The sequence below is a fragment of the Streptomyces sp. NPDC054770 genome (assembly GCF_053611985.1).
Genome location: NZ_JBSHBL010000020.1, coordinates 1 through 22,104, shown reverse-complemented (window position 1 = coordinate 22,104; position 22,104 = coordinate 1). Strand labels below are relative to the sequence as shown.

Sequence of the window (22,104 nt, the reverse complement as noted above, 5' to 3'; positions counted from 1 at the left end):
CGACTCGAATAGATTCACGGAAAGTCCACTATTGGGTGAAGTAACGCAGGATCGCCGCCCGTTCACCCACAGTGCGTAATTCTTGGCGGGTCCCGAGCAAGTTTCCTCTGGGGGTCCCACCACCTTGAACAGCGACACATTCCGCATGCCCGCATGCCGTCTCGCGACCTTCGCGACGGCCACCGCCCTGGCCGCCGGTCCTGCGGTCCTGGCCGGCGCGGGCACCGCACACGCGACCACCGACCACGGTCGCGCGAGCGCCGTCGTCCTCCGCACCGGCCTGCATGTCTCCCTCCTCGACAAGACCGTGGACGTCCCGCTCGCGGTCACCCTGAACGAGGTCCGGGCACCGCAGAGCTCCGACCGGACCGCGCTGACCGCCACGCTCGACGGAGTGGACGGCGGCAAGCCGTTCAACGTCCTCGGCGCGGACGTCGCCGCGGCGAAGGCGACGGTCACCGACAGCCGCGCCGAGGCCTCCGTTCACCTCGCCCACGCCCGGCTGCACCTGCCGGGCCTGCCCCTGCTGTCCCTCGTCGAACTCGACACGGTCACCTCCGAGGCCACCTGCGAGACCGGCAGGCCGCCGGAGGCCGACGCCGACGTGGCCGGCGCCGTCACCGTGCTCGGCAAGCGCGTGACGCTGAGCGCGGGCGGCCCCACCGACGTCAAGGTCCCCGGCGTCGGCGAGGTCCGCCTCGACCTGTCCAGGCGCGAGACGACATCGACCTCGGCGGCGGCCAGCGCCCTCGAACTCAAGGTCTCCGTCAACCCGCTGAAGCTCAACGTGGCCGACGTGGAAGGCACGGTGACCCTGGCGAAGGTGACCTGCGAGACACCGCCGGATCCCGCAGCCGACCCGGCCGACCCGGTGTCCGACGTGAAGGTCCAGGGCGCCCCGGCGAAGGAGACGAAGCTGGCGGAGACGGGTGGGAGTTCGATGACGCCGTATGCGGTGGGAGGAGCGCTGGCGCTGGTGGCGGCAGGCGGAGGAGCGGTCGCTGTGGCCCGACGCCGACGCTGACGCTCTGCTTTCAGGGGCGCGGGGCGGTAGTCGATCTGCGGCTACCGCCGCGCGGGCGCGACCAGCCACGACGAGACCCGCACTCGCCCACGGCCCACAGTTCCCCGGCCCCTCCCCTCACGCCCGTATCAACATCAACGCCTGATCCAGCGCCTGCAAGAACCGGTTCACCGTCACCCGGTCCCGCACCGCGATCCGCACCCACTCCTCGTCCAGCCCCGGAAACGTGTCCCCCCGCCGCACGGCGTACCCCAGCACCCGCAGCTGCCGCCGCACGGCCGCCGCCCCCGCCATCCGGACCAGCACGAACGGCCCCTCCGCCGGCCCCGCCACCCGTACCCCCTCCGGCGCGAACTCCTCAAGACCCGCCACCAGATGGGCCCGGTCCGCGGCGACCCGGTGCGCCGCATGCGCCGCCTCCGCCAGCGCGCGCGGCGCCACACACGCCTCGGCCGCCGCCAGCGCCGGCGTGGACACCGGCCACAACGGCTGCGCCCGCGCCAACTCGGCGACGATCTCCGGCGCGGCCAGCACGTAGCCGATCCGCAGCCCGGCCAGCCCCCACGTCTTCGTGAGACTCCGCAGCACCACCAGACCCGGCACATCGGTCCGCCCGGCCAGCGCCTCCCGCTCACCCGGCACCGCGTCCATGAACGCCTCGTCGACGACCAGGGTCCGCCCGGGACGGGCGAGCCGGGCGATCGCCGCCGCCGGATGCAGAACCGACGTCGGGTTGGTCGGATTGCCGATCACCACCAGGTCGGCGTCCTCCGGGACGTCCGCCGGATCCAGCCGGAACCCGTCCGCCTCCCGCAGCAGCACCCGGTCCACGGTGTGCCCGGCGTCCCGCAGCGCCGCCTCCGGCTCGGTGAACTGCGGGTGCACCACCACCGGCCGGCGCACCTTCAGCGCCCGCGCCAGCAGGACGAACGCCTCCGCGGCGCCCGCCGTCAGCAGTACCCGTTCCACCGGCAGCCCGTGCCGTGCCGCGACCGCCGCCCGCGCCGCCCGTCCGTCCGGGTAGGCCGCCAGCCCGCCCAGCGACTCGGCTATCCGCTCCCGCAGCCAGACCGGGGGAGTGCCGGTGCGCACGTTGACCGCGAGGTCGACGAGCGCCGGACCGCCGTCCCGGACCTCGGCGTCACCGTGGTGCCGCAGATCGTGCCCGCCTCCGCCGCCCGGGGATCTGTCGTCTCCGGGGCCGTCGGAACCGTCCTCAGTGCGCATGCGCGTGTCCGCCATGGTGGTGGTGTCCGTGTCCGTGAGGGTGGTGTCCGTCGTCGTCCGGGTGGAAGTGCGGCTGCTGCGGCAGCCCGACCTTGTCCTCGAAGCCGGGCAGCGCGATCCGGTACACGCACGAGTCGCAGTTCATCCGCAGATCACCCTCGACCGCCTCCCGGTACCGCTCCATCACCAGGTCGAGCAGTTCCGGCTCGGGCCCGATGACGTCCGCCGAACGCACCTCGACCTCCGGGTGCGCGGCCGCCCAGCCCTCGGTCTGCTGCCGCACCCGGTCCGGCAGGATCCCGGTGAAGAGAAAGTACGGCAGGACGACGATCCGGCGCGCCCCCAGTTTCAGACACCGGTCGAGCCCGCTCGGCACGTCCGGCGCCGCCAGCGACACGAACGCCGTCTCCACACCGGCGTACCCGCGGCCCTCCCACAGCAGCCGGGCCGCCTTGTGCACCTCGGCGTTGGCGTCCGGGTCCGTCGAACCGCGGCCCACCAGCAGCACCGTCACGTCGGCGCGGTCCTGCGCGGCCCGCGAGGAACCGCCCAGCGCGTCGTCCAGGCGCCGTTCGAGCACCGACAGCAGGGAAGGGTGCGGACCGAGCGGACGGCCGTAGGTGTACGAGATCCCCGGGTGCCGCTCCTTCTCCCGGGCCAGCGCGGCCGGGATGTCGCCCTTGGCGTGCCCGGCGGAGACCAGCATCAGCGGTACCGCGGCGAACCGCCGCACGCCCTGCTCCACCAGCTCGGCGACGGCGTCGCCGAGCGGCGGCGGGGACAGCTCGATGAAGCCGCCCGCGACGGGCAGTTCGGGGTGGCGGCGGCCCAGCTCCCGGACGAAGTCGCGGAACGCCTCGGCCCCGGCGTCGTCCCGGGTGCCGTGGCCGGCGATGAGCAGGGCGGGCGGGGTGGTCACAGCGTCTCCTCGGAAGTGGGGTGGTACAGCAGGGCGTTGAGCGCGGCGGCGGCGACCGCCGAGCCGCCCTTCTCGGACACGTTGCTGACGGCGGGCAGCCCGCTCTCGCGCAACGCGGCCTTGGACTCGACGGCACCGACGAAGCCGACGGGCAGGCCGATGACGAGCGCGGGGGAGGCGTCCAGGGTGAGCAGCTCCTCCAGGGCGGTCGGCGCGTTGCCGATCACCCACAGGGCGCCGGGCCCGACCTGCTCGTAGGCGAGCCGGATCGCGTGCGCCGAACGGGTCAGGCCCGGCCCGGCCTCGGCGTCCTTCAGGCGGCACACGGTCGCCCGGCGGGTGATCCCGGCGGCGACCATCTCGACGTCCACGACGACCGGCGCCCCGGCGTGCAGCGCGGCGTGCGCCTTCGCCAGGTCGCCCTCGTCGGTCACCAGGTCGGTCGCGTACTCCAGGTCGGCGGCGGAGTGGACGACCCGCTCCACCACCGCCCGGGTCAGCGGCGGGAAGTGCGAGGTGTCCAGGCGGGCGCGCAGCCGCCGGTAGGACTCCTGCTCGATGGGATGGACGACGCGGTTCACTTGCCCTCCTCCGGAGCGCTCTCCTGCCAGCGGTAGCCGCGCGGGGTGACCATGCGTCCGGCGATGTTCCGGGTCGCGGTGTTGCCCACGGTCACGACCGTCATCATGTCGACCCACGCCGGGTCCAGTGCGCCGAGGGTGGTCAGCCGGCTCGACTCGTCGGGGCGCGAGGCGTTGCGTACGACACCGACGGGCGTCGTCGGCTCGCGGTGCTCGGCGAGGATCGCGAGCGCCTTGGGCAGCTGCCAGTCGCGGCCCCGGGAGCGCGGGTTGTAGAACGTCACGACGATGTCCGCCGCGGCCGCCGCGCGCACCCGGCGCTCGATGACCTCCCACGGCGTGTGCAGGTCGGACAGGCTGATCGAGACATGGTCGTGGCCGAGCGGCGCGCCCAGGATCGCCCCGGCCGCGAGTGCCGCGGTGACGCCCGGCACGCCGATCACGTCGATGTCGTCGGAGGCCTCGGCGAGCGCGGGGGAGGCCATCGCGTACACGCCGGCGTCCCCGCTGCCGATCAGCGCGACGGCGTGCCCGGCGCGCGCCTCGGCGACCGCGGTACGTGCCCGCGCCTCCTCGGCGCCGAGCCCCGACTCCAGGATCCGGGTGCCGGGCCGGAGCAGGTCACGGATCTGGTCGACGTACTGGTCGAGGCCCACGAGCACGGAAGCACGGCGGAGTTCGGCCCTGGCGCGCGGGGTGAGCAGGTCCCGGGCACCGGGGCCGAGCCCGACGACCGCGAGACGGCCGCGCGCGGGGCGTCGTACGACGGCGCAGGTGGCCATGGCGGGCCGGCCGTCCGCCCGCTCCGACTTCCGCTTGGGGACGAGGAGTTCGCCGCCCCCCACGAGAGCCGCCGCCTCGGCGACGGAGGGGGTGCCGACGGCGGCCAGCGGAGCGTCCGAGGGGTTGGGGACCCGGACCTTGGCCAGTTCCTCGGCGGAGTGCGTCACCAGCGGAACCCCGAGCCGTGCGGCCGCCGCGACGATCCCGGGCTCCTCGGCCTTGGCGTCCACGGTGGCGAGTTCGGTGATGCTGCGAGGCGACAGCCCCGCGTCCCGGACGGCCGTGTCGATGAGGCCGAGCACCTCCTCGACGGGGGCGCCCTTGGAGGCACCGATGCCGACGACCAGGGACGGCGGCCGCAACAGCACCTCGTTCTCGCCCGGTTCGACCGCGCGGTCGGTCAGCCGGGCGGAGAAGGCGCCCTTCTCCGCCAGCGGCAGCGGCGGCAGCGGCCACATCAACTCCGCGTGCAGCGCCACCGGTTCGCCGTCCAGCAGGGCCCGCGACACGGCGGCCACCGAGCCCTCGACCGGGAAGCCGAGGGTGTCGAGTCCGGGCAGCCCGACCGCGTCGGTCGCGGTGGTCACCACCGGCTGCGCGGCCAGCAACTCGCCGACCTCCACCGCGAGTTCGTTGGCGCCGCCGCCGTGGCCGCCGACCAGTGACACGGCGAACCGGCCGCCCTCGTCGACGCACACCACACCCGGGTCGGTCGCCTTCTCGCCCAGCAGCGGGGCGATCAGCCGCACCACCGCACCCGTGGCCAGAAAACACACCAGCTGCTCGCACTCCGCGAACGCGGACCGTACCGCGTCCTTGACGGGACCGTCGTACACCCGCGTGCGGTCCGGCCACGCCGCGGCCAGCCGGTCACGCGCCGCCGCCCCCGCCGCGGTGGCGGAAATCAGGCCGATCACAGAGCAACTCCTTCTTCGGACAAGGGGGTTCGCGTCCCCCAGAGCAGGAACACGGGATTGGTCGCGGCCAGCCGGGTCACCTCACCCGGCAGCGGCGCGAGGCGGGAGGACTGCAGCAGCACCCCGTCGCAGGAGAACCCGGCGCCGGTGAGCGCCGCGCGGGCCGCCGGTACCCGGTCCAGGGCGGCCATCGCGACCACCACCGTCCGCCGGGCGCGGCGGGCGCAGGCGGTGACGACGGCGGGGAGCTCGGCCCCGCCCCCGCCGATGAACACGGCGTCGGGGTCGGGGAGTGCGGCCAGGGCATCCGGTGCTATGTCACACACCACATCCACGTACACGCCGTGCGCCCGCGCGTTGGCCGCGATCCGCGCCGCCCCGTCCGCCGTCTTCTCCACGGCGACCGCGGCGGCTCCGAGCCGTGCGCACTCCACGGCCACCGACCCGGACCCCGCGCCGACGTCCCAGACCAGGTCGCCGAGCCGGGGACCGAGCCGGGCCAGGGCCAGCGCCCGCACCTCGAACTTGGTGATCATCGAGTCGCGGTGCGTGAACTCGCTCTCGGCCAGGGCCCATCCGGCGGGACCGGCCGGTGCGCCGGCGACCGTCCGGACACCGCCGAGCGCACGTGTCCCGTCCAGGCACAGCACCACGCTGACGTCGGTTCCCCAGTCGCGGGCGGCGGCCTCGGCGGGCGTGACCCGCTCCACCCGCTCCCGCTCCGGGTCGCCGAGCGCGCTCGCCACGACGAGGACCCGGTCCTCGGGCACCGCCGCCGCCAGCTCCGCCGGACCCGCTCCCGGCCCGGTCAGCACCGCCACCTTCGGATGCGCCCGGCACACGTTGACCGCCGTACGCGGCTCCCGCCCGTGCGCGCTCACCACCACCGCGTCGTCCCAGGGCAGCCCGATCCGCGCGAAGGCCGCGGCGACCGAGGAGACCCCGGGGCGTACGTCCAGCCGCTCCGACCCGAACCGTTCCGCGAGCACCCGCACGATCCCGAAGAACCCGGGATCCCCCGAGGCCAGCACGGCCACCGGCCGGTCCTTGCCGATGTACTCCCCGATGGTGTCGAGGGCGGGCGCCAGCGGCCCGAGGACGACCCGCTCGGCCCCCTCCGGCAGCCGTACGGCATCCAGATGCCGCCGCCCGCCGACGACCAGCTCGGCGCCGGCGAGCGCCTCCGGCGTCGGGGACGCTCCCGTCCCCGTACCGACCACCGTGATCATGTACTGGCCCCCCGCTCGCGCAGCGCCCGCCGGGCCTCGGGGTCGGCCTTGCGGAAGCCGTGGAAGTGGCCGGGGTGGTAGAGGTGCGAGCGGGTGCCGTGGGCGGCCAGGGCCGGGCCGACCAGGAAGAGGGTGTGCTTCCAGAGCTTGTGCTCCTTGACCGTCTCCTCCAGCGTCTCGATCGTGCACCGCACGACCAGCTCCTCCGGCCAGGTCGCCTGATAGGCGACGACGACCGGGGTGGAGGTCGGGTAGCCGCCCTCCAGCAGCTCGCGCACCAGCTGCCCGCTGCGCGCGGCCGAGAGGAAGATCGCCATGGTCGTCCCGTGCCGCGCGAACTCGCGCACTTCCTCCCCCGGCGGCATCGGCGTCTTGCCGCCGCCGAGCCGGGTGAGCACGACGGACTGCGCCACCTCGGGAATGGTCAGCTCGCGCTGGGCGATCGCGGCGACGGCCGAGAAGGAGGAGACGCCCGGCACGATCTCGACCTCGATGCCGAGCCCGGCGCACCGGTCGACCTGCTCCTGGGTACCGCCCCAGAGGGCCGGATCCCCGGAGTGGATCCGGGCCACCCGCAGCCCCTCCGTACGGGCCCGCTCGTACACGGCGACGACGTCTTCGAGGGACATCGTCGCGGAGTCGAGAACCTCCGCGTCCTCGCGCGCGTGCTGGAGGACCTCCGCCTGGACCAGGCTCGCGGCCCAGATCACGACGTCGGCCTCGGCGATCGCACGCGCGGCCCGGAACGTCAGCAGATCGGCGGCGCCGGGGCCGGCACCGACGAAGGTCACCTTGCCGGCGGGAGCGCCGGCTGCGGCAGCGGCATCGGCCATGGAAATTCGGTCCTCTCTGGACAAAGGGTGTTACGGGAGCTTCAGGATGTGCGCTGAGGCGGGTCGATCGGATAGCAAGGGCACATGGCGGTCTTCGTCGCGCTCGGCGCGTTCCTGATGACGCTGGCCGGCGGCTGGACGGCACAGCGTGTGACCGACCGTCGTCACCTGGTCCTGGGCCTGGCCGGCGGTCTGATGCTCGGGGTGGTCGGCCTCGACCTGTTGCCGGAGGCGCTGCGCGCGGCCGGCCGCGCGGTCTTCGGCGTGCCGGCCGCCCTGCTGCTCTTCGTGGCCGGCTTCCTGCTGGCCCATCTGGTCGAACGCACCCTGGCCCTGCGCCAGGCCGCGCACGGCGGCGAGGAGCACGGCCACCGGGCGCCCGAGGTGGGCCTGACGGCGGCCGGGGCGATGGTCGGCCACAGCGCGATGGACGGCGTGGCGATCGGCGCGGCCTTCCAGGTGGGCGGCGGCATGGGCGCGGCGGTCGCGCTCGCGGTCATCGCGCACGACTTCGCGGACGGCTTCAACACGTTCACGATCACGAGCCTGTACGGCAACGCGCGCCGCCGGGCGATAGCGATGCTGATCGCCGACGCCTGCGCACCGGTCCTCGGGGCCCTGTCCACGGTCTTCTTCACCATCCCGGAGGCCCTGCTCGGCGGCTATCTCGGCCTCTTCGGCGGCGTCCTGCTCTACCTGGCCGCCGCCGAGATCCTCCCCGAGGCGCACCACGAGCACCCGGCCCGCTCGACGCTGCTGTGCACGGTGGCGGGCGCGGCGTTCATCTGGCTGGTGGTGGGCGTTTCCAGCTGACGCCCGGCCGCTCACAGTTTCCCGCCTCTGCCGCCGTCCCGGCGCGGGGGCGCGATGAGCGTGGACAGGTACGGCAGCGGGGAGCCGTCCAGCTCGGCGGCGGGCCGGATCGACTCCTCCGCCAGCCCCAGCGCCGACCCCCACACGGCATCGTCGACTCGCCCGGTCTCCCGCAGCGCCGCCACGACCGCCCCGGCCTGCCGTCCGAACTTGTACGCCACGACCGTCCCCGGTCCGCTCAGCGCCTCCTTGAGTACCTCGGCGCCGGCCGTCACCGGCACCAGCGTCAGCGGCTCGGTCCCCTCGGTGAGCACGGCCCCGGAGCGGGCGGCGAGGTCCTGCATGGCGGTGATCCCGGGCACGGTCTCCACGGCCACCCCCGGCACCAGCCCGGCGATGGTCTGCGCGAGATACGTGAACGTCGAATAGACATTCGGATCCCCGATGGTGGCGAAGGCGACCGTGCCGTGCCCGCGCAGCAGCTCGGCCACCCTGGCCCCCGCCGCGTCCCAGGCGGCCTCCCGTCGACCCCGGTCACTGCGCTCGTTCAGCGCGAAGACGACCCGTACGACCTTCTCCTCGCCGACGTAGTGCAGCACGGTGGCCTCGGCCCGCCCCCGCTCACCGCTGTCCATGACGGGCACCACGACGACATCGGCGGCGCGCAGAGCGTTGACCCCCTTGACGGTCACCAGCTCCGGGTCACCGGGCCCCACTCCGACTCCGATCAACCTGCTGCTGCTCATGACGTCCGGCACCTCTCCACGAACCTTCGGGCCACACCGGGCTCGGACGCCCAGTGCGTGTGCAGATAACTGGCGTGCACACCCCGCTGTACAAAACCTTCGACCCGCGGCCGGGGCGTACGCACACCCCACGCGGGAGCCGCCCCGGCCCCCGGCTCCACCACGGTGCGGTGGAACTCGTGCCCCCGCATCCGCGTACCGGCGACGGCCAGCACACTGTCGCTCACGGCGACGGCATCCCGGTACCCCAGCGTGAGCCGCTCCGACATCCGCGCCCGCACGTCCAGCACCCCGCACATGGGCAGCCCGTCCAGCTCCCGGCCCAGATACAGCAGCCCGGCACACTCGGCGGCGACCGGAGCACCGCGCTCCGCGAGCGCGGCGACGTCCTTCCGCAGCGCCTCGTTGGCCGCCAACTCACCCCCGTACACCTCGGGAAACCCGCCCCCGATGACCAACCCGCGCGTCCCCTCGGGCAGTCGCTCGTCCCGAAGCGGATCGAACACGACAACCTCGGCCCCGGCAGCGGCAAGCAACTCGGCGTGCTCGGCATAGGAGAACGTGAAGGCAGCCCCACCGGCAACAGCGACGCGCACCGGACGGGGGCCGACCGGCACCCGCTCCGGCCCGTCCGGCGTCCGAGGACGAGAGCCGGTCCGCACCCCCTCCAGCCCGTCCGGCGTTTGAGGACGAGGCCCTTCGGGCCGAAGCGGGGATCCGGGGGCGGCAGCCCCCGAAGCCGGGGCCGAAGGGGCGGCAGCCCCTGGTGATGGGACGGGTAGGGGCGGCGGGGGCGAGAAAACCAGCGCCTCAGCCGCATCCCACGCCGCCCCCGGCACCGCACCCGCACCCCGCGCCAACCCCAGCAGCCCCTCCAGGTCACACCCGTCGGAGACCTGCGCGGCCATCGCCGCCACCGCCCCCACCGCCTCCCCCCGCCGCTCCGCCACCGGCACCAACCCCAGATGCCGCGACGGCGTGTCCACCCGAGCCACCCGCCGCAGCACCCCGAACACCGGCACCCCCGCCGAATCCAGCGCCTCGCGCAGCAACTCCTCGTGCCGGTCCGACCCCACCTTGTTCAGGATCACGCCCCCGACCCGCACCTCCGGATCCCACGACGCGAACCCGTGCACCAGCGCCGCCACCGACCGCGACTGCGACGACGCGTCCACGACCAGCACCACCGGCGCCCGCAGCAACTTCGCCACATGGGCCGTGGACGCCAGTTCCCCTTCCCCCGCGGCCCCGTCGTACAGCCCCATCACGCCCTCCACGACGGCGAGGTCACAGCCCCGCGCCCCGTGCGCGAACAGCGGACCGATCAGCTCCGGCCCGCACAGGTACGCGTCGAGGTTCCGCCCCACCCGCCCGGTGGCGAGCGCGTGGTACCCGGGGTCGATGTAGTCCGGCCCGACCTTGTGCGGGGACACGGCGAGCCCCCGCGCGGCGAACGCGGCCATCAACCCCGTGGCAACGGTGGTCTTGCCGCTGCCGGACGACGGCGCGGCAATGACCAGCCGGGGCACGGACGGGGACATCACCACTCGATGCCCCTCTGCCCCTTCTGCCCCGCGTCCATCGGGTGCTTGACCTTGGACATGTCGGTGACGAGGTCGGCGAGGTCGACGAGCTTCCCGGGCGCGTTCCGCCCGGTGATCACGACATGCTGGGTCCCGGGCCGGTTCCGCAGCACGTCGACGACCTCGTCCGTGTCGACCCATCCCCAGTGCATCGGGTACGCGAACTCGTCCAGCACGTACAGCCGGTACGTCTCGGCCGCCAGATCCCGCTTGACCTGCTCCCAGCCCTCCCGGGCCTTCTCCTCGTTGTCCATCTGCGCGTCGCGCTGGACCCAGGACCAGCCCTCGCCCATCTTGTGCCAGTCGACGGAGCCGCCCTCGCCGGAGGCGCCCAGCACCCGCAGCGCGTTCTCCTCGCCGACCTTCCACTTCGCCGACTTGACGAACTGGAACACCCCGATGGGCCACCCCTGGTTCCAGGCCCGCAGGGCCAGCCCGAAGGCGGCGGTGGACTTGCCCTTGCCCACGCCCGTGTGCACGACCACCAGCGGACGGTTACGGCGCTGACGAGTCGTCAGCCCGTCGTCCGGTACGACACTCGGCTGTCCCTGCGGCATTACGCGGCCCTCCTCGAACGACCCTGAACGTCCTTCACCAGCCCGGCGATCGAGTCCGCCCGCAGTTCGTCGAGCGTCACCGCGGTACCGCCCAGCTCACCCGCGAGCTGCCCGGCGAGCCCCAGCCGCACCGGCCCCGACTCGCAGTCCACGACCACGGAAGCCACCCCGTCGGCCACGAACAGCCGGGCCGCCCGCCCGGCCAGCGCGACCGGCTCCGGCCCGCCCGTGGCCCGCCCGTCCGTCACCACGACCATCAGCGCCCGCCGCGCCGGATCCCGCAACCGCTCCACCCGCAGCACGTCGTGCGCCCTGAGCAGCCCGGCCGCGAGCGGCGTACGACCGCCGGTCGGCAGTGACTCCAGCCGGGACGCGGCCGCGTCCACCGACGAGGTCGGCGGCAGCGCGACCTCCGCGCCAGCCCCCCTGAACGTCACCAACCCCACCTTGTCCCGCCGCTGATACGCGTCGAGGAGCAGCGACAGGACGGCGCCCTTGACGGCACTCATCCGCTGCCGGGCCGCCATCGACCCGGACGCGTCGACCACGAACAGCACGAGGTTTCCCTCGCGTCCCTCCCGGGTCGCCTGCCGCAGATCGTCCCGCCGGAGCACGAGCCCCGGCCCGGAGCGCCCGCGCGCCCGCTGGTGCGGGGCGGCGGCCTGCACGGTCGCCGCCAGGTGCAGCTTGGTCAGGGCACCGCGCGGCCGGCGCGCACCCGTGGTCCGCCCGTGCTCGGTGCGGGCCCGGGACCGCCGTCCGGCGGCGCCCTCCCCGATCCCCGGCACGCTCAGGACCTTGGTGCGGAAGGGCTCGGACGCCCGTGCCGGAGCCTGCTCGCCCGCACCGGCGCCGGAGGACTGCGGTTCGCCGTCCTCCCCGCCCTCGGGCCGCGCACCGGTCTCTCCGCCCTGCGGGCCGCCGTCCTCGGGTGCCGGCCCGCCGCCTCCGCCGGGGCCGTCCGGATCGGGGTCCTCGTCGTCCTCGCCGGAGAACTCCTCCAGCGTCTGGTCCAGCTTGTCCTCGTCGAGTCCGGGGGCGTCGAAGGGATTACGGCGCCTGCGGTGCGGCAGCGCGAGCAGCGCGGCCTGCCGTACGTCCTCGGCCAGCACCTCGGTCCGTCCGGCCCACGCGGCCAGCGCGGTCGCCGTCCGGGCCATCACGATGTCGGCGCGCATCCCGTCGACCTCGAAGGCCGCACAGGTCGCCGCGATCTGCCGCAGCGCCCCGTCGCCCAGCCGCACCGACGGCAGCAACTCCCGTGCCGCCATGATGCGTTGCCGGACAGCGGCCTCCTCCCCGGCCCAACGCGCTGCGAAGCCCGCCGGATCGTCGTCGTACGCGAGCCGCCGCCGTACGACCTCCACCCGCTGGTCGGGCTCGCGAGAGGCGGCCACCTCGACGGTGAGGCCGAACCGGTCGAGCAACTGCGGCCGCAGTTCGCCCTCTTCCGGGTTCATCGTGCCGACGAGCAGGAAACGCGCCGCGTGCCGGACCGACACCCCCTCGCGCTCCACGTACGACGCGCCCATCGCGGCCGCGTCAAGGAGCAGGTCGACCAGGTGGTCGTGGAGGAGGTTGACCTCGTCGACGTAGAGGATGCCCCGGTGCGCGTCGGCCAGCAGACCCGGCTCGAAGGCCTTCACGCCCTCCGCCAGGGCGCGTTCGATGTCCAGCGCGCCGACCAGCCGGTCCTCGGAGGCGCCGACCGGCAGTTCGACCATCCGCGCCGGGCGGGACTCGAAGGCACCGGGCGGGTTGTGCGGGCCGTCCGGGCAGGCCGGGTCCGGGGCGGCCGGGTCGCAGGAGAAACGGCAGCCGGCGACGACGTCCACGGTCGGCAGCAGCGCCGACAGGGCACGTACGGCGGTGCTCTTCGCCGTGCCCTTCTCGCCGCGCACCAGCACCCCGCCGACCGCCGGCGAGACGGCGTTCAGCAGCAGCGCGAGCCGCAGGTCGTCCTGGCCGACGACGGCCGTGAACGGGAACGGAGTACTCACTGGTCGTCGCCCTCCGAGTTGCCTTCCAAGTCGCCCTCCAGCTCCAGGTACGTGGCCCGCAGCCGCTCCAGGGTGTCCGCGTCCGGCTCGGCCCACAGGCCCCGGTCGGCGGCCTCCAGGAGCCGTTCGGTGATACCGCGCAGCGCCCACGGGTTGGACTTCTTCATGAAGTCCCGGTTCTCCGCGTCGAAGACGTACTCCGCGCTGAGCTTCTCGTACATCCAGTCGTCGACCACGCCCGCGGTGGCGTCGTAGCCGAAGAGGTAGTCGACGGTCGCCGCCATCTCGAAGGCGCCCTTGTAGCCGTGCCGGCGCATGGCCGCCATCCAGCGGGGGTTCACCACCCGGGCCCGGAAGACGCGGTGCGTCTCCTCGCCGAGCGTGCGGGTCCTCACCTGGTCGGGGGTGGCCGAATCACCCACGTACGCCTCGGGGTTGGTGCCGGTCAGATGGCGCACCATGGCGACCATGCCGCCGTGGTACTGGAAGTAGTCGTCGGCGTCCACGAGGTCGTGCTCGCGGGTGTCCACGTTCTTCGCGGCCACGGCGATCCGCTTGAACGCGGTCTCCATGTCCCCGCGCGCCGCCCGCCCGTCGAGCCCGCGCCCGTAGGCGTAGCCGCCCCACACCGCGTACACCTCGGCGAGGTCGGCGTCCGAGCGCCAGTTGCGGGCGTCGATCAGCGGCAGCAGCCCGGCACCGTAGGCCCCCGGCTTGGAGCCGAAGACACGGGCCGTCGCGCGCCGCCGGTCGCCGTGCTCGGCGGTGTCCTCGTCGGCGTGCGCCTTGACGTAGTTCTGCGAGGCGGGCTCGGCCAGCTCGGCCACCGCTCGCACCGCGTCGTCGATCAGCCCGACCACGTGCGGGAACGCGTCCCGGAAGAAGCCGGAGATCCGGACCGTGACGTCGATGCGCGGCCGGCCCAGCTCGGCCAGTGGGACCACCTCGAAGCCGGTGACGCGCCGCGACGCGTCGTCCCAGACCGGACGGCAGCCCAGCAGCGCCAGGATCTCGGCGATGTCGTCGCCCTGGGTGCGCATCGCGGAGGTGCCCCACACCGTCAGGCCCACGGACTTCGGGTACGCGCCGGTGTCCTGGAGGTAGCGCTGCACCAGCGAGTCCGCGAGGGACTGGCCGACCTCCCAACTCAGCCGGGACGGAATGGCCTTGGGGTCGACCGAGTAGAAGTTCCGGCCGGTGGGCAGGACGTTGACCAGGCCGCGGGTGGGGGAACCGGACGGGCCGGCCGGGACGTAACCGCCGTCCAGGGCCTTGAGGATGTGCCCGATCTCGTCCGTGGTCCGCGCCAGCCGGGGCACGACTTCGGTGCACGCGAACTCCAGCACGGCGACCGCGTCCGGGAGTTCGGTGCCGCCGAGGACCTCCCGTACCAGCGCGGGGCTCTCGGCGGCCGCCCAGTTCCGCTGCTCCATGCCCTCCGCGACCCGGCGGCACAGCTGCTCCAGCAGGTCGATCGCGTCGGCCGCCGTACGCGACGGACCCTCGACGAGATCCGTCAGCTCCACCGGCACCTTCACCGGCGCACCGGGCTCGGCCAGCAACTCCTTCTCCACCAGCCCGAAGTGGGCCGCGAAGCAGGCCCTGAGCCCCGGCAGCGCGTTGGCCTGCCCGCCCCACACCTGCGAGGCGCGCAACACCGCGAGCACCAGGTTCACCCGCGGCTCGCCGACCGGACCGCCGCCGAGAATGTGCAGGCCGTCGCGGATCTGCACGTCCTTGATCTCGCACAGATAGCCGTCGATGTGCATGACGAACGAGTCGAAGTCGTCCTCCTCCGGCTGCTCGTCCACGTGCAGGTCGTGGTGGAGCTCGGCCGCCTTCACCAGCGTCCAGATCTGGGCGCGGACGGCAGGCGCCTTCGTCGGGTCGAGATCCGACACCAGCGCGTACTCGTCGAGCAGCTGCTCCAGCTTGGCCAGGTCGCCGTAGGTGTCGGCACGGGCCATCGGCGGCACCAGGTGGTCGACGACCGTGGCGTGCCCGCGCCGCTTGGCCTGGGTGCCCTCGCCGGGGTCGTTCACGATGAAGGGGTAGATCAGCGGCAGTTCGCCGAGCACGGCGTCCGGCGCGCACCCGCTGCCGAGGCCGAGCCCCTTGCCGGGCAGCCACTCCATGGTGCCGTGCTTGCCCATGTGGACGACGGCGTCCGCGCCGAACGAGTTGTCCAGCCACCGGTACGCCGCCATGTAGTGGTGCGACGGCGGCATGTCGGGGTCGTGGTAGATCGCGATCGGGTTCTCGCCGAAGCCGCGCGGCGGCTGGATCATGACGACGACGTTCCCGAACTGCAGGGACGCCAGCACGATGTCCTCGCCGTCGACGTACAGCGAGCCCGGCGGCTCGCCCCACGCCTCGGTCATCGCGTCCCTGAGCTCCGGGTCGAGCTTCTCGAACCACGCCCGGTAGTCCGCGAGCGGCACCCGCGCGGGCGCGGCGGCCAGCTGCTCCTCGGTGAGCCATTCGACGTCGTGGCCACCGGCGTTGATGAGCCGGTGGATCAACTCGTCGCCCTCGGAGGGGTATTCGCCGACCCCGTACCCGGCGTCCCGCAGCGCGTCCAGTACCCGCACCGCCGAGGCGGGGGTGTCGAGCCCCACCGCGTTGCCGACCCGGGAGTGCTTGGTCGGGTACGCGGTGAAGACCAGCGCGATCTTCTTCTCCGCGTTCGGCTTGTGCCGCAGCCGTGCGTGCCGTACGGCGATGCCGGCGACGCGTCCGGCCCGCTCGGGGTCGGCGACGTACACCGGGACGTCGTCCGGTCCCTGCTCCTTGAAGGAGAACGGGACCGTGATCAGCCGTCCGTCGAACTCCGGGATCGCGACCTGCATCGCCGCGTCCATGGGGGAGAGGGCGGCGTCGGACTCGGCCCAGGCCTGCCGGGAGGAGGTCAGGCAGAGGCCCTGCAGCACCGGCACGTCGAGGTCGGCGAGCGCCCCGATGTCCCAGGCCTCCTCGTCGCCGCCGGCCGAGGCCTGCGAGGCGTGCGTGCCGCCGGCCGCCAGGACGGTCGCCACCAGCGCGTCGGCCCCGGCGAGGATCTCGTACAGCCCGGCGTCCGCCCCGCGCAGCGAACCGCAGTACACCGGAAGGGCGTTGGCGCCGTGTGCCTCGATCGCGTCGCACAGGGTGTCCACGAAGCCGGTGTTGCCGCTCAGTTCATGGGCCCGGTAGAAGAGCACCCCGACGGTCGGCCGGCCGCTCTCCCGGGTCCGGGTGCCGTGCACGCCGTACTCGGGCATCTTCTGCGGTTCGACGAACCCCTCGCCGGTCAGCAGGACCGTGTCGGACAGGAACCGGGCCAGCTCGGTGAGGTTGGCCGGGCCGCCCTCGACGAGGTACCTGAGCGCCTCGGCGACCACACCCGCGGGCACCGACGACTCGGCCATCAGCTCGGCGTCCGGCACCGTCTCGCCGCCGAGCAGCACGGTCGGGATCCCGGCGGCCTTCAGCGCGGCGAGCCCGTCCTCCCAGGCCCGCTTGCCGCCGAGCAGCCGTACGACGGCGATGTCCGCGCCCGCGACGAGCGCGGGCAGCTCCGTCGTGACGTCGACGCGCGTCGGATTGCCGATCCGGTAGTCGGCACCGGAGGCGGCCCGGGCCGCCAGCAGATCGGTGTCTGCGGTCGACAACAACAACACAGTGCTCATGCGGGCGCTCCCGGTGGAATGAAAGGCAGTCCTTGCGGCGCGCCCGACTCGATGAGCCGCCAGAGCGCGTCCGTGTCCGCGTGCTGTTCGATCAGGTCGCCGAGCCGGTCGAGCTGCTCCTCGCGCAGCGCGGCGAACGAGGTGTCGGGGGCCGGCACGAACCGGCGGCCCGCGGCGGCCGCCACCTCGCGCAGGAAGGCCCGGCGGAAACCGTCCGACTCCAGGGAGCCGTGCCAGTGCGTGCCCCAGGTCTGCCCGACCCGGCAGCCGTCCAGGAAGGGCTCCCCGCCGGTCACCTCACCGACCCCGTGATGGATCTCGTACCCCTCGACGTGCTCGCCGAGGGCTTCGCCCACCGGCCGGGTGAGGGTCTTCTCCCGGGCGAACCGGACGCGCACGGGCAGCACCCCGAGCCCGTCGACGGCCCCCTTGCGGCTCTCGACCTCGTCCTCGATGTGCTCGCCGAGGATCTGGAAGCCACCGCAGATGCCGAGCACCGGCCGTCCCTCGGCGGCCCGGCGCCGCAGCGCCTCGGCCAGCCCCCGCTCCCGCAGCCACTCCAGGGCCCGGACCGTCCCCCGGGTCCCCGGGATCACCACGAGATCGGCGTCGGCGAGTTCCTCCGGCCGGTCCACGAACCGCACCACGACGCCCGGTTCGGCGGCCAGCGCGTCCACGTCCGTGAAGTTGGACATCAGCGGGATCGCGCAGACGGCGACCCGCAGCACGTCCTCCCCGACGGGCGGGGCCGTGTTCGACTCGCGGACGGTTCCCCGCAGGGAGACCCGCAGCCCGTCCTCCTCGTCGATCCCGAGCCCGTGCCGGAAGGGGAGGACGCCGTAGGTGTGCCGCCCGGTGAGCCCGTGCAGCATGTCCAGCCCGGGTTCGAGCAGCGAGACGTCCCCCCGGAACTTGTTGACGAGGAACCCGGCGACATGCGCCTGGTCCTCCGGCGACAGCAGCGCCACCGTCCCGAAGAAGGAGGCGAAGACACCTCCGCGGTCGATGTCCCCGACGACGAGCACGGGCAGCCCGGCGTTCCGGGCGATCCCCATGTTCACGATGTCGGTCCGCCGCAGGTTGATCTCCGCCGGACTGCCGGCCCCCTCACAGATCACCGCGTCATACGTGCCCCGCAACTCGGCGAGACAGTCGAGCACGGTCCCGAGCAGCCGCTGCTGCCGCCCGCCGTGATAGCCACGCGCGCTCAGCTCACCGACCGGCCTGCCGAGCAGCACGACCTGACTGCTCTGCTCCCCGCCGGGCTTGAGCAGCACCGGGTTCATGAGCGCGGTCGGCTCCACCCGGCAGGCCTGCGCCTGCATGGCCTGCGCCCGCCCGATCTCGGCACCTTCGCGCGTGACGAAGGAGTTGAGCGACATGTTCTGCGCCTTGAACGGCGCGACTTTCACACCCTGCCGCACCAGCCACCGACAGATACCGGCGGTCACGACACTCTTCCCGGCATCGGAGGTGGTACCGGCCACGAGGAGGCCGCCGTTGTTCATGAGGAACCCCCCTGACGTCGTGAAAGCGCCCCCCGCAGCAGCGCCCCCGCCGCACTCACGCCCAACGCCAGCCACCCCACCCGCCGCGACAACCGCACCGCCCGCTCGATGTCCCCGACTTCCACAGCCCGCCCCTCCCCGTTCAGCACCGGCCGATGCTCGACCCGCCCGCCGTACGACAGCGTCCCCCCGAGCCGTACCCCCAACGCCCCCGCGAACGACGCCTCCACGGGCCCGGCGTTGGGACTCGGGTGCTTCGCGGCGTCGGCCCGCCAGGCCCGTACCGCTCCCTCGGTGCCGCCTCCGGCCACGGCGGCCAGCACGGCGGTGAGCCGCGCCCCCGGCCACCCGGCCACGTCGTCCAGCCGCGCGGAGGCCCACCCGAACCGCCGGTACCGGGCCGACCTGTGCCCCACCATCGCGTCCAGGGTGTTGACGGCCCGGAACCCCACCAGCCCCGGCACGCCACCCACGGCCCCCCACACCAGAGCGCCCACGACCGCGTCGCTCGTGTTCTCGGCGACGGACTCCACGACCGCCCGGGCGATCCCGTCGGCGTCCAGGGCCTGCGGATCCCGTCCGCACAGGTGCGGCAGCCGGGCACGGGCCGCCTCGATATCGCCCGCCTCCAGGGCCCGCCCGATGACGCGGGCCTCGCGGGCGAGCGAAGTGCCCCCGACGACGGCCCAGGTGGCAGCGGTGGTGAGCGCGACGGACGCGGCGGCGGACGGTCGTACGGCCCGCTGGGCCACGGCACCCAGCGCCACGGCGCCACCGGCACACACGGCGGTGTGCAGCGCGCCCCACCCGCGGTGGTCCCGCCACAGCACCCGTTCCACGGCCCCGGCCGCCCGCCCGAACACGGCGACCGGATGCCCCCGGCGCGGATCGCCGAGCAGCAGATCACCGAGAAGGCCGGCGGCGGCACCGTACGCGAAGACGCGATCGGCACCCATCGGCTCAGCCGGCCGCGGGGTCGGGGACGGTCCGGTTACTGCACCTCGGTCGGCAGCCGCGCATGGCGATATGTCCTCACTCAGGGTGTCCGCGCCCTGGTTCGACGAGACCGGCGGTGAGAGTTCCTGGCTCCCGGGGACTTGCTACCCCGGTGACAGTGGCGGGACCGCGCCGGATTCACACCGGCTTCCTCCCTTGCCGCCGTACATGGCTCCGGAAGTCCACCACGGCCTTGGAAGACCCGTCAACTTGCCGTTGACCTGCGGAGCTGTGGTGTGCTGAGGTCCACATCACTGATGCGCCGTCAGGCGGCCGAATAGGCGGTTTCTGGGCTCTTTCCCGGCCAGGAACCTGGGAACACTTGAGGGGAACAGGCGTGCGTGTACGCGTCGACCGGCGGTCTCGGACCGTCGGCTGGATGACGGTGTCCATGACCGTGTGGTTGCCAGCGGAGCTGGAGGAGGTGGGCGTGGTCGGCAGGGAGCTGTCGGGGCGGGCGTGGCGCAGGAGCAGCCATTCGAGCGGCGGAGGCGAGTGCGTGGAAGTAGCCCCGGGAAGTGACCGCGTGCGGGTCCGCGACTCGAAGTGGCGTCAAGACGCTGTGCTCGTCTTTCGTCACGCGGCGTGGTGTGGTTTTCTGACGGAGCTTGTGGACCCGGAGACGCGCGGCGGCTGAGTCACCGCGCGGGGGGACGGGAGGTACACGCATGGGAGACCGAGCCAAGGAATCCGCCGCTGCGCGGCTGGGTGATCGCGGTGTCCGCGGGGCGTGGCCGACGGCGGCCCTTCCGCTGGCGATCTACTGCTCGGTGGTGGGATTCCTCGCCGTCGGAGTGGGTGCGTTGGCGGCACTGCTGGTGCCGGATGGCGCGGCCCGCGGCCTGGTGTGGCTGGTGGTGACGGTCCTGGTGGCCGTGGGCGCCGGCCTGTGGTGGGGGCTGACCCCCGTCACTGAGCGGCTCCAGGTTCTGAACCGCCTTCTGGTGGCCGGTCAGATACGGCAGCGGCACCGCTGACGGGAGCGGCCGGGGCATCGGCGGAACGCCTGCTCAGCGTCCTGCCGAGCCCCGCACCCAGCGCCGTGAGGATCGCCGCGCTGACGGCGCCGACGACCGCCGTACTCAGGGGCGTCATGGAGCCGAGCGGGATGCTGGGTGCGACCCGCGCGGCGACAGTGATGCTGAGCAGCAGGACACTGCCGCACGCCGTGCCCAGCAGGAGCCGAGCCGACAGAAGCCGGATCTCTCCGGCCACTCTGGCGTTCTCCACCTGGATGAGCGCCTCCGCCCACTCCGGCCGTTGCATGGCGTAGGCCTTCAGGGCGGTGTCGTCGAGAGGGCGCGCACCGTTGTCCGAGGCGTTGGAGGCGGTGGTCGGCGGATCGCCGGACGCACCCGCCTCGGCCGACCCACGCAACCGACCCCACCAGGCCCGTATTCCGAAGACGGCCATCGGCCCTCCCCCGTCTCACGCCGGGCCGTAGCAGCCCGGATTCAGCCGTTGTCCAGACTCTCCCTGACCGTGTCGAGCAGCTCGATCATCCGGTCGCCTTCGTACGCGATGGCGCTGATCTCTTCGAAGCACTCCTGGTAACGGGCCGAGAGGCTCAGGTCGTCACGGCTGGACAGACCGCCCGCAGGACCCTCCAGGTAGAGCAGATCGTCGTCGTCCTTGAATCCCAACAGGATGAAAGGTGTGCTGACACTGAAATGCGCGCCGGCGGAGAACGGCAGCACCCGGACCGTCGTCCGGGGGTGGTCCACCAGCGTTTTGATGTGGTCCAGCTGCCGTCGCATCACCGCGGGACCGCCGACCTCCCGTCGCAGTGCCGCTTCGTCCAGTACGACGTCCACCTCGGGGCCGTGGTCGCCGTCGAAGAACCGCTCCTGACGGGTGATGCGCAGATCCACCTGCGGACGCACATTTGCTTCCTGCGCCGTGGCGGACTGCAGTGCTGTGGCGTAGTCCGCCGTCTGGAACAGACCGGGGAGGATGACGGGGTTGTACATGCGGATCGTGTCCGCCGCCCCCTCGTAGCCCAGGTACAGCGCGTATGCGGGGGACACCACCTCGCTGTACTGAGCCCACCACGACAGCCCTTTTGAGCCACGGGCGGCCTCCTCCAGCTCCGCCACCAGCTCCGGCTCCGTGACCTCGTACAACTGGAGCAGCGCCCGGAGGTCGGTGACGCCGAGGCTGACCGTTCCCGCCTCGATCCGGATGAGTTTGGACAGTGACCATTCCAGACGTTTCACGGCGTCCCGCTGCGTCAGCCCGGCCTGTTCCCGGGCTTTGCGCAGCTCGATTCGCAGCCTGCGGCGATTCAGGCTCGGATCGATGTCTCTGGCCATGGTGCTCCCTGCCACATGTCGTCGCTGACTTGTCAGGCCGCCACCGTCGAACTGTAACTACCCATTAGAGTAGGTTAGTTAGACCGCAGCGGCCAGCGCTGGTCAGTATGACATGTGTCTTTTCAGGTGAGGTCGCAATGCGAGCCTGAATGAGGATAAAACCCCCGAAAGTGCCGCACGTGTACGCGGGGGAGTGTTAGGAAAGTGGTCCGTGTGACGCGGCAATGACGGTGGGATCTCCGGCCGTGGTCCGCATTCAGCGAAAAATTTCCACGCGAATCCTGTGACTCCGGACGCAGTAGGCGTCATGCGCCCCTGCCGCCACCCGTGTGGTCGATCGCGGCGGGTTGACGCCGGCCGAGTGTGCCCGCGAGCACCGTCAAAGGTCTGCGCCGCGGTCCCGTCGGC

The 22,104-nt window shown here is 73.1% G+C and carries 19 protein-coding genes and 1 riboswitch; of the genes, 4 read left to right on the top strand and 15 right to left on the bottom strand.

Annotated elements, in window-relative coordinates; genetic code table 11:
* Positions 1–124: 124 nt before the first annotated feature.
* Complete coding sequence (locus tag ACWGKQ_RS19455) at positions 125–1,024, top strand: SCO1860 family LAETG-anchored protein (RefSeq protein ID WP_453293159.1); 900 nt, start codon at positions 125–127, stop codon at positions 1,022–1,024.
* Positions 1,025–1,141: 117 nt separating this feature from the next.
* On the opposite strand, the gene cobC is transcribed toward ACWGKQ_RS19455, so the two are convergent.
* Genes cobC through cobM form a run of 6 tightly spaced genes read right to left on the bottom strand, consistent with a single transcriptional unit; the run spans position 1,142 to position 7,513 of the window.
* Complete coding sequence (cobC, locus tag ACWGKQ_RS19450; protein ID WP_453293158.1) at positions 1,142–2,251, bottom strand: Rv2231c family pyridoxal phosphate-dependent protein CobC; 1,110 nt, start codon at positions 2,249–2,251, stop codon at positions 1,142–1,144.
* Positions 2,241–3,170, bottom strand: a complete 930-nt coding sequence (locus ACWGKQ_RS19445; protein WP_453293157.1) for a sirohydrochlorin chelatase — start codon at positions 3,168–3,170, stop codon at positions 2,241–2,243. Before ACWGKQ_RS19445 ends, cobC begins: the two co-directional genes overlap by 11 nt.
* Positions 3,167–3,751 (bottom strand): precorrin-8X methylmutase, encoded by a 585-nt coding sequence (locus ACWGKQ_RS19440; RefSeq protein WP_453293156.1) that lies wholly within the window; start codon positions 3,749–3,751, stop codon positions 3,167–3,169. Before ACWGKQ_RS19440 ends, ACWGKQ_RS19445 begins: the two co-directional genes overlap by 4 nt.
* A complete protein-coding gene (gene cobJ / locus ACWGKQ_RS19435) occupies positions 3,748–5,451 on the bottom strand; it encodes a precorrin-3B C(17)-methyltransferase (RefSeq protein WP_453293155.1) in 1,704 nt (567 codons plus the stop codon). The genes ACWGKQ_RS19440 and cobJ overlap by 4 nt, the downstream gene beginning before the upstream one ends.
* Positions 5,448–6,680, bottom strand: coding sequence for a precorrin-6y C5,15-methyltransferase (decarboxylating) subunit CbiE (gene cbiE, locus ACWGKQ_RS19430; protein ID WP_453293154.1), 1,233 nt, complete (start codon positions 6,678–6,680; stop codon positions 5,448–5,450). The genes cobJ and cbiE overlap by 4 nt, the downstream gene beginning before the upstream one ends.
* Complete coding sequence (gene cobM, locus ACWGKQ_RS19425; RefSeq protein ID WP_453293153.1) at positions 6,677–7,513, bottom strand: precorrin-4 C(11)-methyltransferase; 837 nt, start codon at positions 7,511–7,513, stop codon at positions 6,677–6,679. Before cobM ends, cbiE begins: the two co-directional genes overlap by 4 nt.
* Before the next feature lie 84 nt (positions 7,514–7,597).
* Here cobM and ACWGKQ_RS19420 point away from each other — a divergent pair, with 84 nt between their 5' ends.
* Positions 7,598–8,326, top strand: coding sequence for a ZIP family metal transporter (locus ACWGKQ_RS19420; RefSeq protein WP_453293152.1), 729 nt, complete (start codon positions 7,598–7,600; stop codon positions 8,324–8,326).
* Positions 8,327–8,337: 11 nt separating this feature from the next.
* Here ACWGKQ_RS19420 and cobI read toward each other — a convergent pair whose 3' ends face one another.
* From cobI to ACWGKQ_RS19385, 7 genes are read right to left on the bottom strand one after another with little or no spacing between them, the layout of a single operon-like run.
* Positions 8,338–9,084, bottom strand: coding sequence for a precorrin-2 C(20)-methyltransferase (gene cobI / locus ACWGKQ_RS19415; protein ID WP_453293151.1), 747 nt, complete (start codon positions 9,082–9,084; stop codon positions 8,338–8,340).
* Positions 9,069–10,613: a cobyrinate a,c-diamide synthase gene (locus ACWGKQ_RS19410; protein ID WP_453293150.1), complete on the bottom strand. Its 1,545-nt coding sequence runs from the start codon at positions 10,611–10,613 to the stop codon at positions 9,069–9,071. Before ACWGKQ_RS19410 ends, cobI begins: the two co-directional genes overlap by 16 nt.
* Complete coding sequence (cobO, locus tag ACWGKQ_RS19405; protein WP_453293149.1) at positions 10,613–11,212, bottom strand: cob(I)yrinic acid a,c-diamide adenosyltransferase; 600 nt, start codon at positions 11,210–11,212, stop codon at positions 10,613–10,615. The genes ACWGKQ_RS19410 and cobO overlap by 1 nt, the downstream gene beginning before the upstream one ends.
* Positions 11,212–13,212 (bottom strand): putative cobaltochelatase, encoded by a 2,001-nt coding sequence (locus ACWGKQ_RS19400; RefSeq protein ID WP_453293148.1) that lies wholly within the window; start codon positions 13,210–13,212, stop codon positions 11,212–11,214. Before ACWGKQ_RS19400 ends, cobO begins: the two co-directional genes overlap by 1 nt.
* On the bottom strand, positions 13,209–16,880 hold the full coding sequence (gene cobN / locus ACWGKQ_RS19395; RefSeq protein WP_453293147.1) for a cobaltochelatase subunit CobN: 3,672 nt from the start codon (positions 16,878–16,880) through the stop codon (positions 13,209–13,211). Before cobN ends, ACWGKQ_RS19400 begins: the two co-directional genes overlap by 4 nt.
* Positions 16,877–18,388: a cobyric acid synthase gene (locus ACWGKQ_RS19390; protein ID WP_453293146.1), complete on the bottom strand. Its 1,512-nt coding sequence runs from the start codon at positions 18,386–18,388 to the stop codon at positions 16,877–16,879. The genes cobN and ACWGKQ_RS19390 overlap by 4 nt, the downstream gene beginning before the upstream one ends.
* A complete protein-coding gene (locus ACWGKQ_RS19385; protein WP_453293145.1) occupies positions 18,385–19,344 on the bottom strand; it encodes a cobalamin biosynthesis protein in 960 nt (319 codons plus the stop codon). Before ACWGKQ_RS19385 ends, ACWGKQ_RS19390 begins: the two co-directional genes overlap by 4 nt.
* A gap of 101 nt (positions 19,345–19,445) precedes the next feature.
* Positions 19,446–19,586, bottom strand: a riboswitch (cobalamin riboswitch).
* Positions 19,587–19,763: 177 nt separating this feature from the next.
* Here ACWGKQ_RS19385 and ACWGKQ_RS19380 point away from each other — a divergent pair.
* Both ACWGKQ_RS19380 and ACWGKQ_RS19375 read left to right on the top strand, forming a co-directional pair.
* Positions 19,764–20,021, top strand: coding sequence for a DUF397 domain-containing protein (locus ACWGKQ_RS19380; RefSeq protein WP_453293144.1), 258 nt, complete (start codon positions 19,764–19,766; stop codon positions 20,019–20,021).
* Between the two features lie 31 nt (positions 20,022–20,052).
* On the top strand, positions 20,053–20,361 hold the full coding sequence (locus tag ACWGKQ_RS19375) for a hypothetical protein (RefSeq protein ID WP_453293143.1): 309 nt from the start codon (positions 20,053–20,055) through the stop codon (positions 20,359–20,361).
* On the opposite strand, the gene ACWGKQ_RS19370 is transcribed toward ACWGKQ_RS19375, so the two are convergent.
* Both ACWGKQ_RS19370 and ACWGKQ_RS19365 read right to left on the bottom strand, forming a co-directional pair.
* Positions 20,294–20,797: a hypothetical protein gene (locus tag ACWGKQ_RS19370; protein WP_453293142.1), complete on the bottom strand. Its 504-nt coding sequence runs from the start codon at positions 20,795–20,797 to the stop codon at positions 20,294–20,296. The two genes, ACWGKQ_RS19375 and ACWGKQ_RS19370, sit on opposite strands and share 68 nt — an antisense overlap.
* A 41-nt stretch (positions 20,798–20,838) precedes the next feature.
* Positions 20,839–21,696: a helix-turn-helix domain-containing protein gene (locus ACWGKQ_RS19365; RefSeq protein WP_453293141.1), complete on the bottom strand. Its 858-nt coding sequence runs from the start codon at positions 21,694–21,696 to the stop codon at positions 20,839–20,841.
* Positions 21,697–22,104 lie beyond the last annotated feature (408 nt).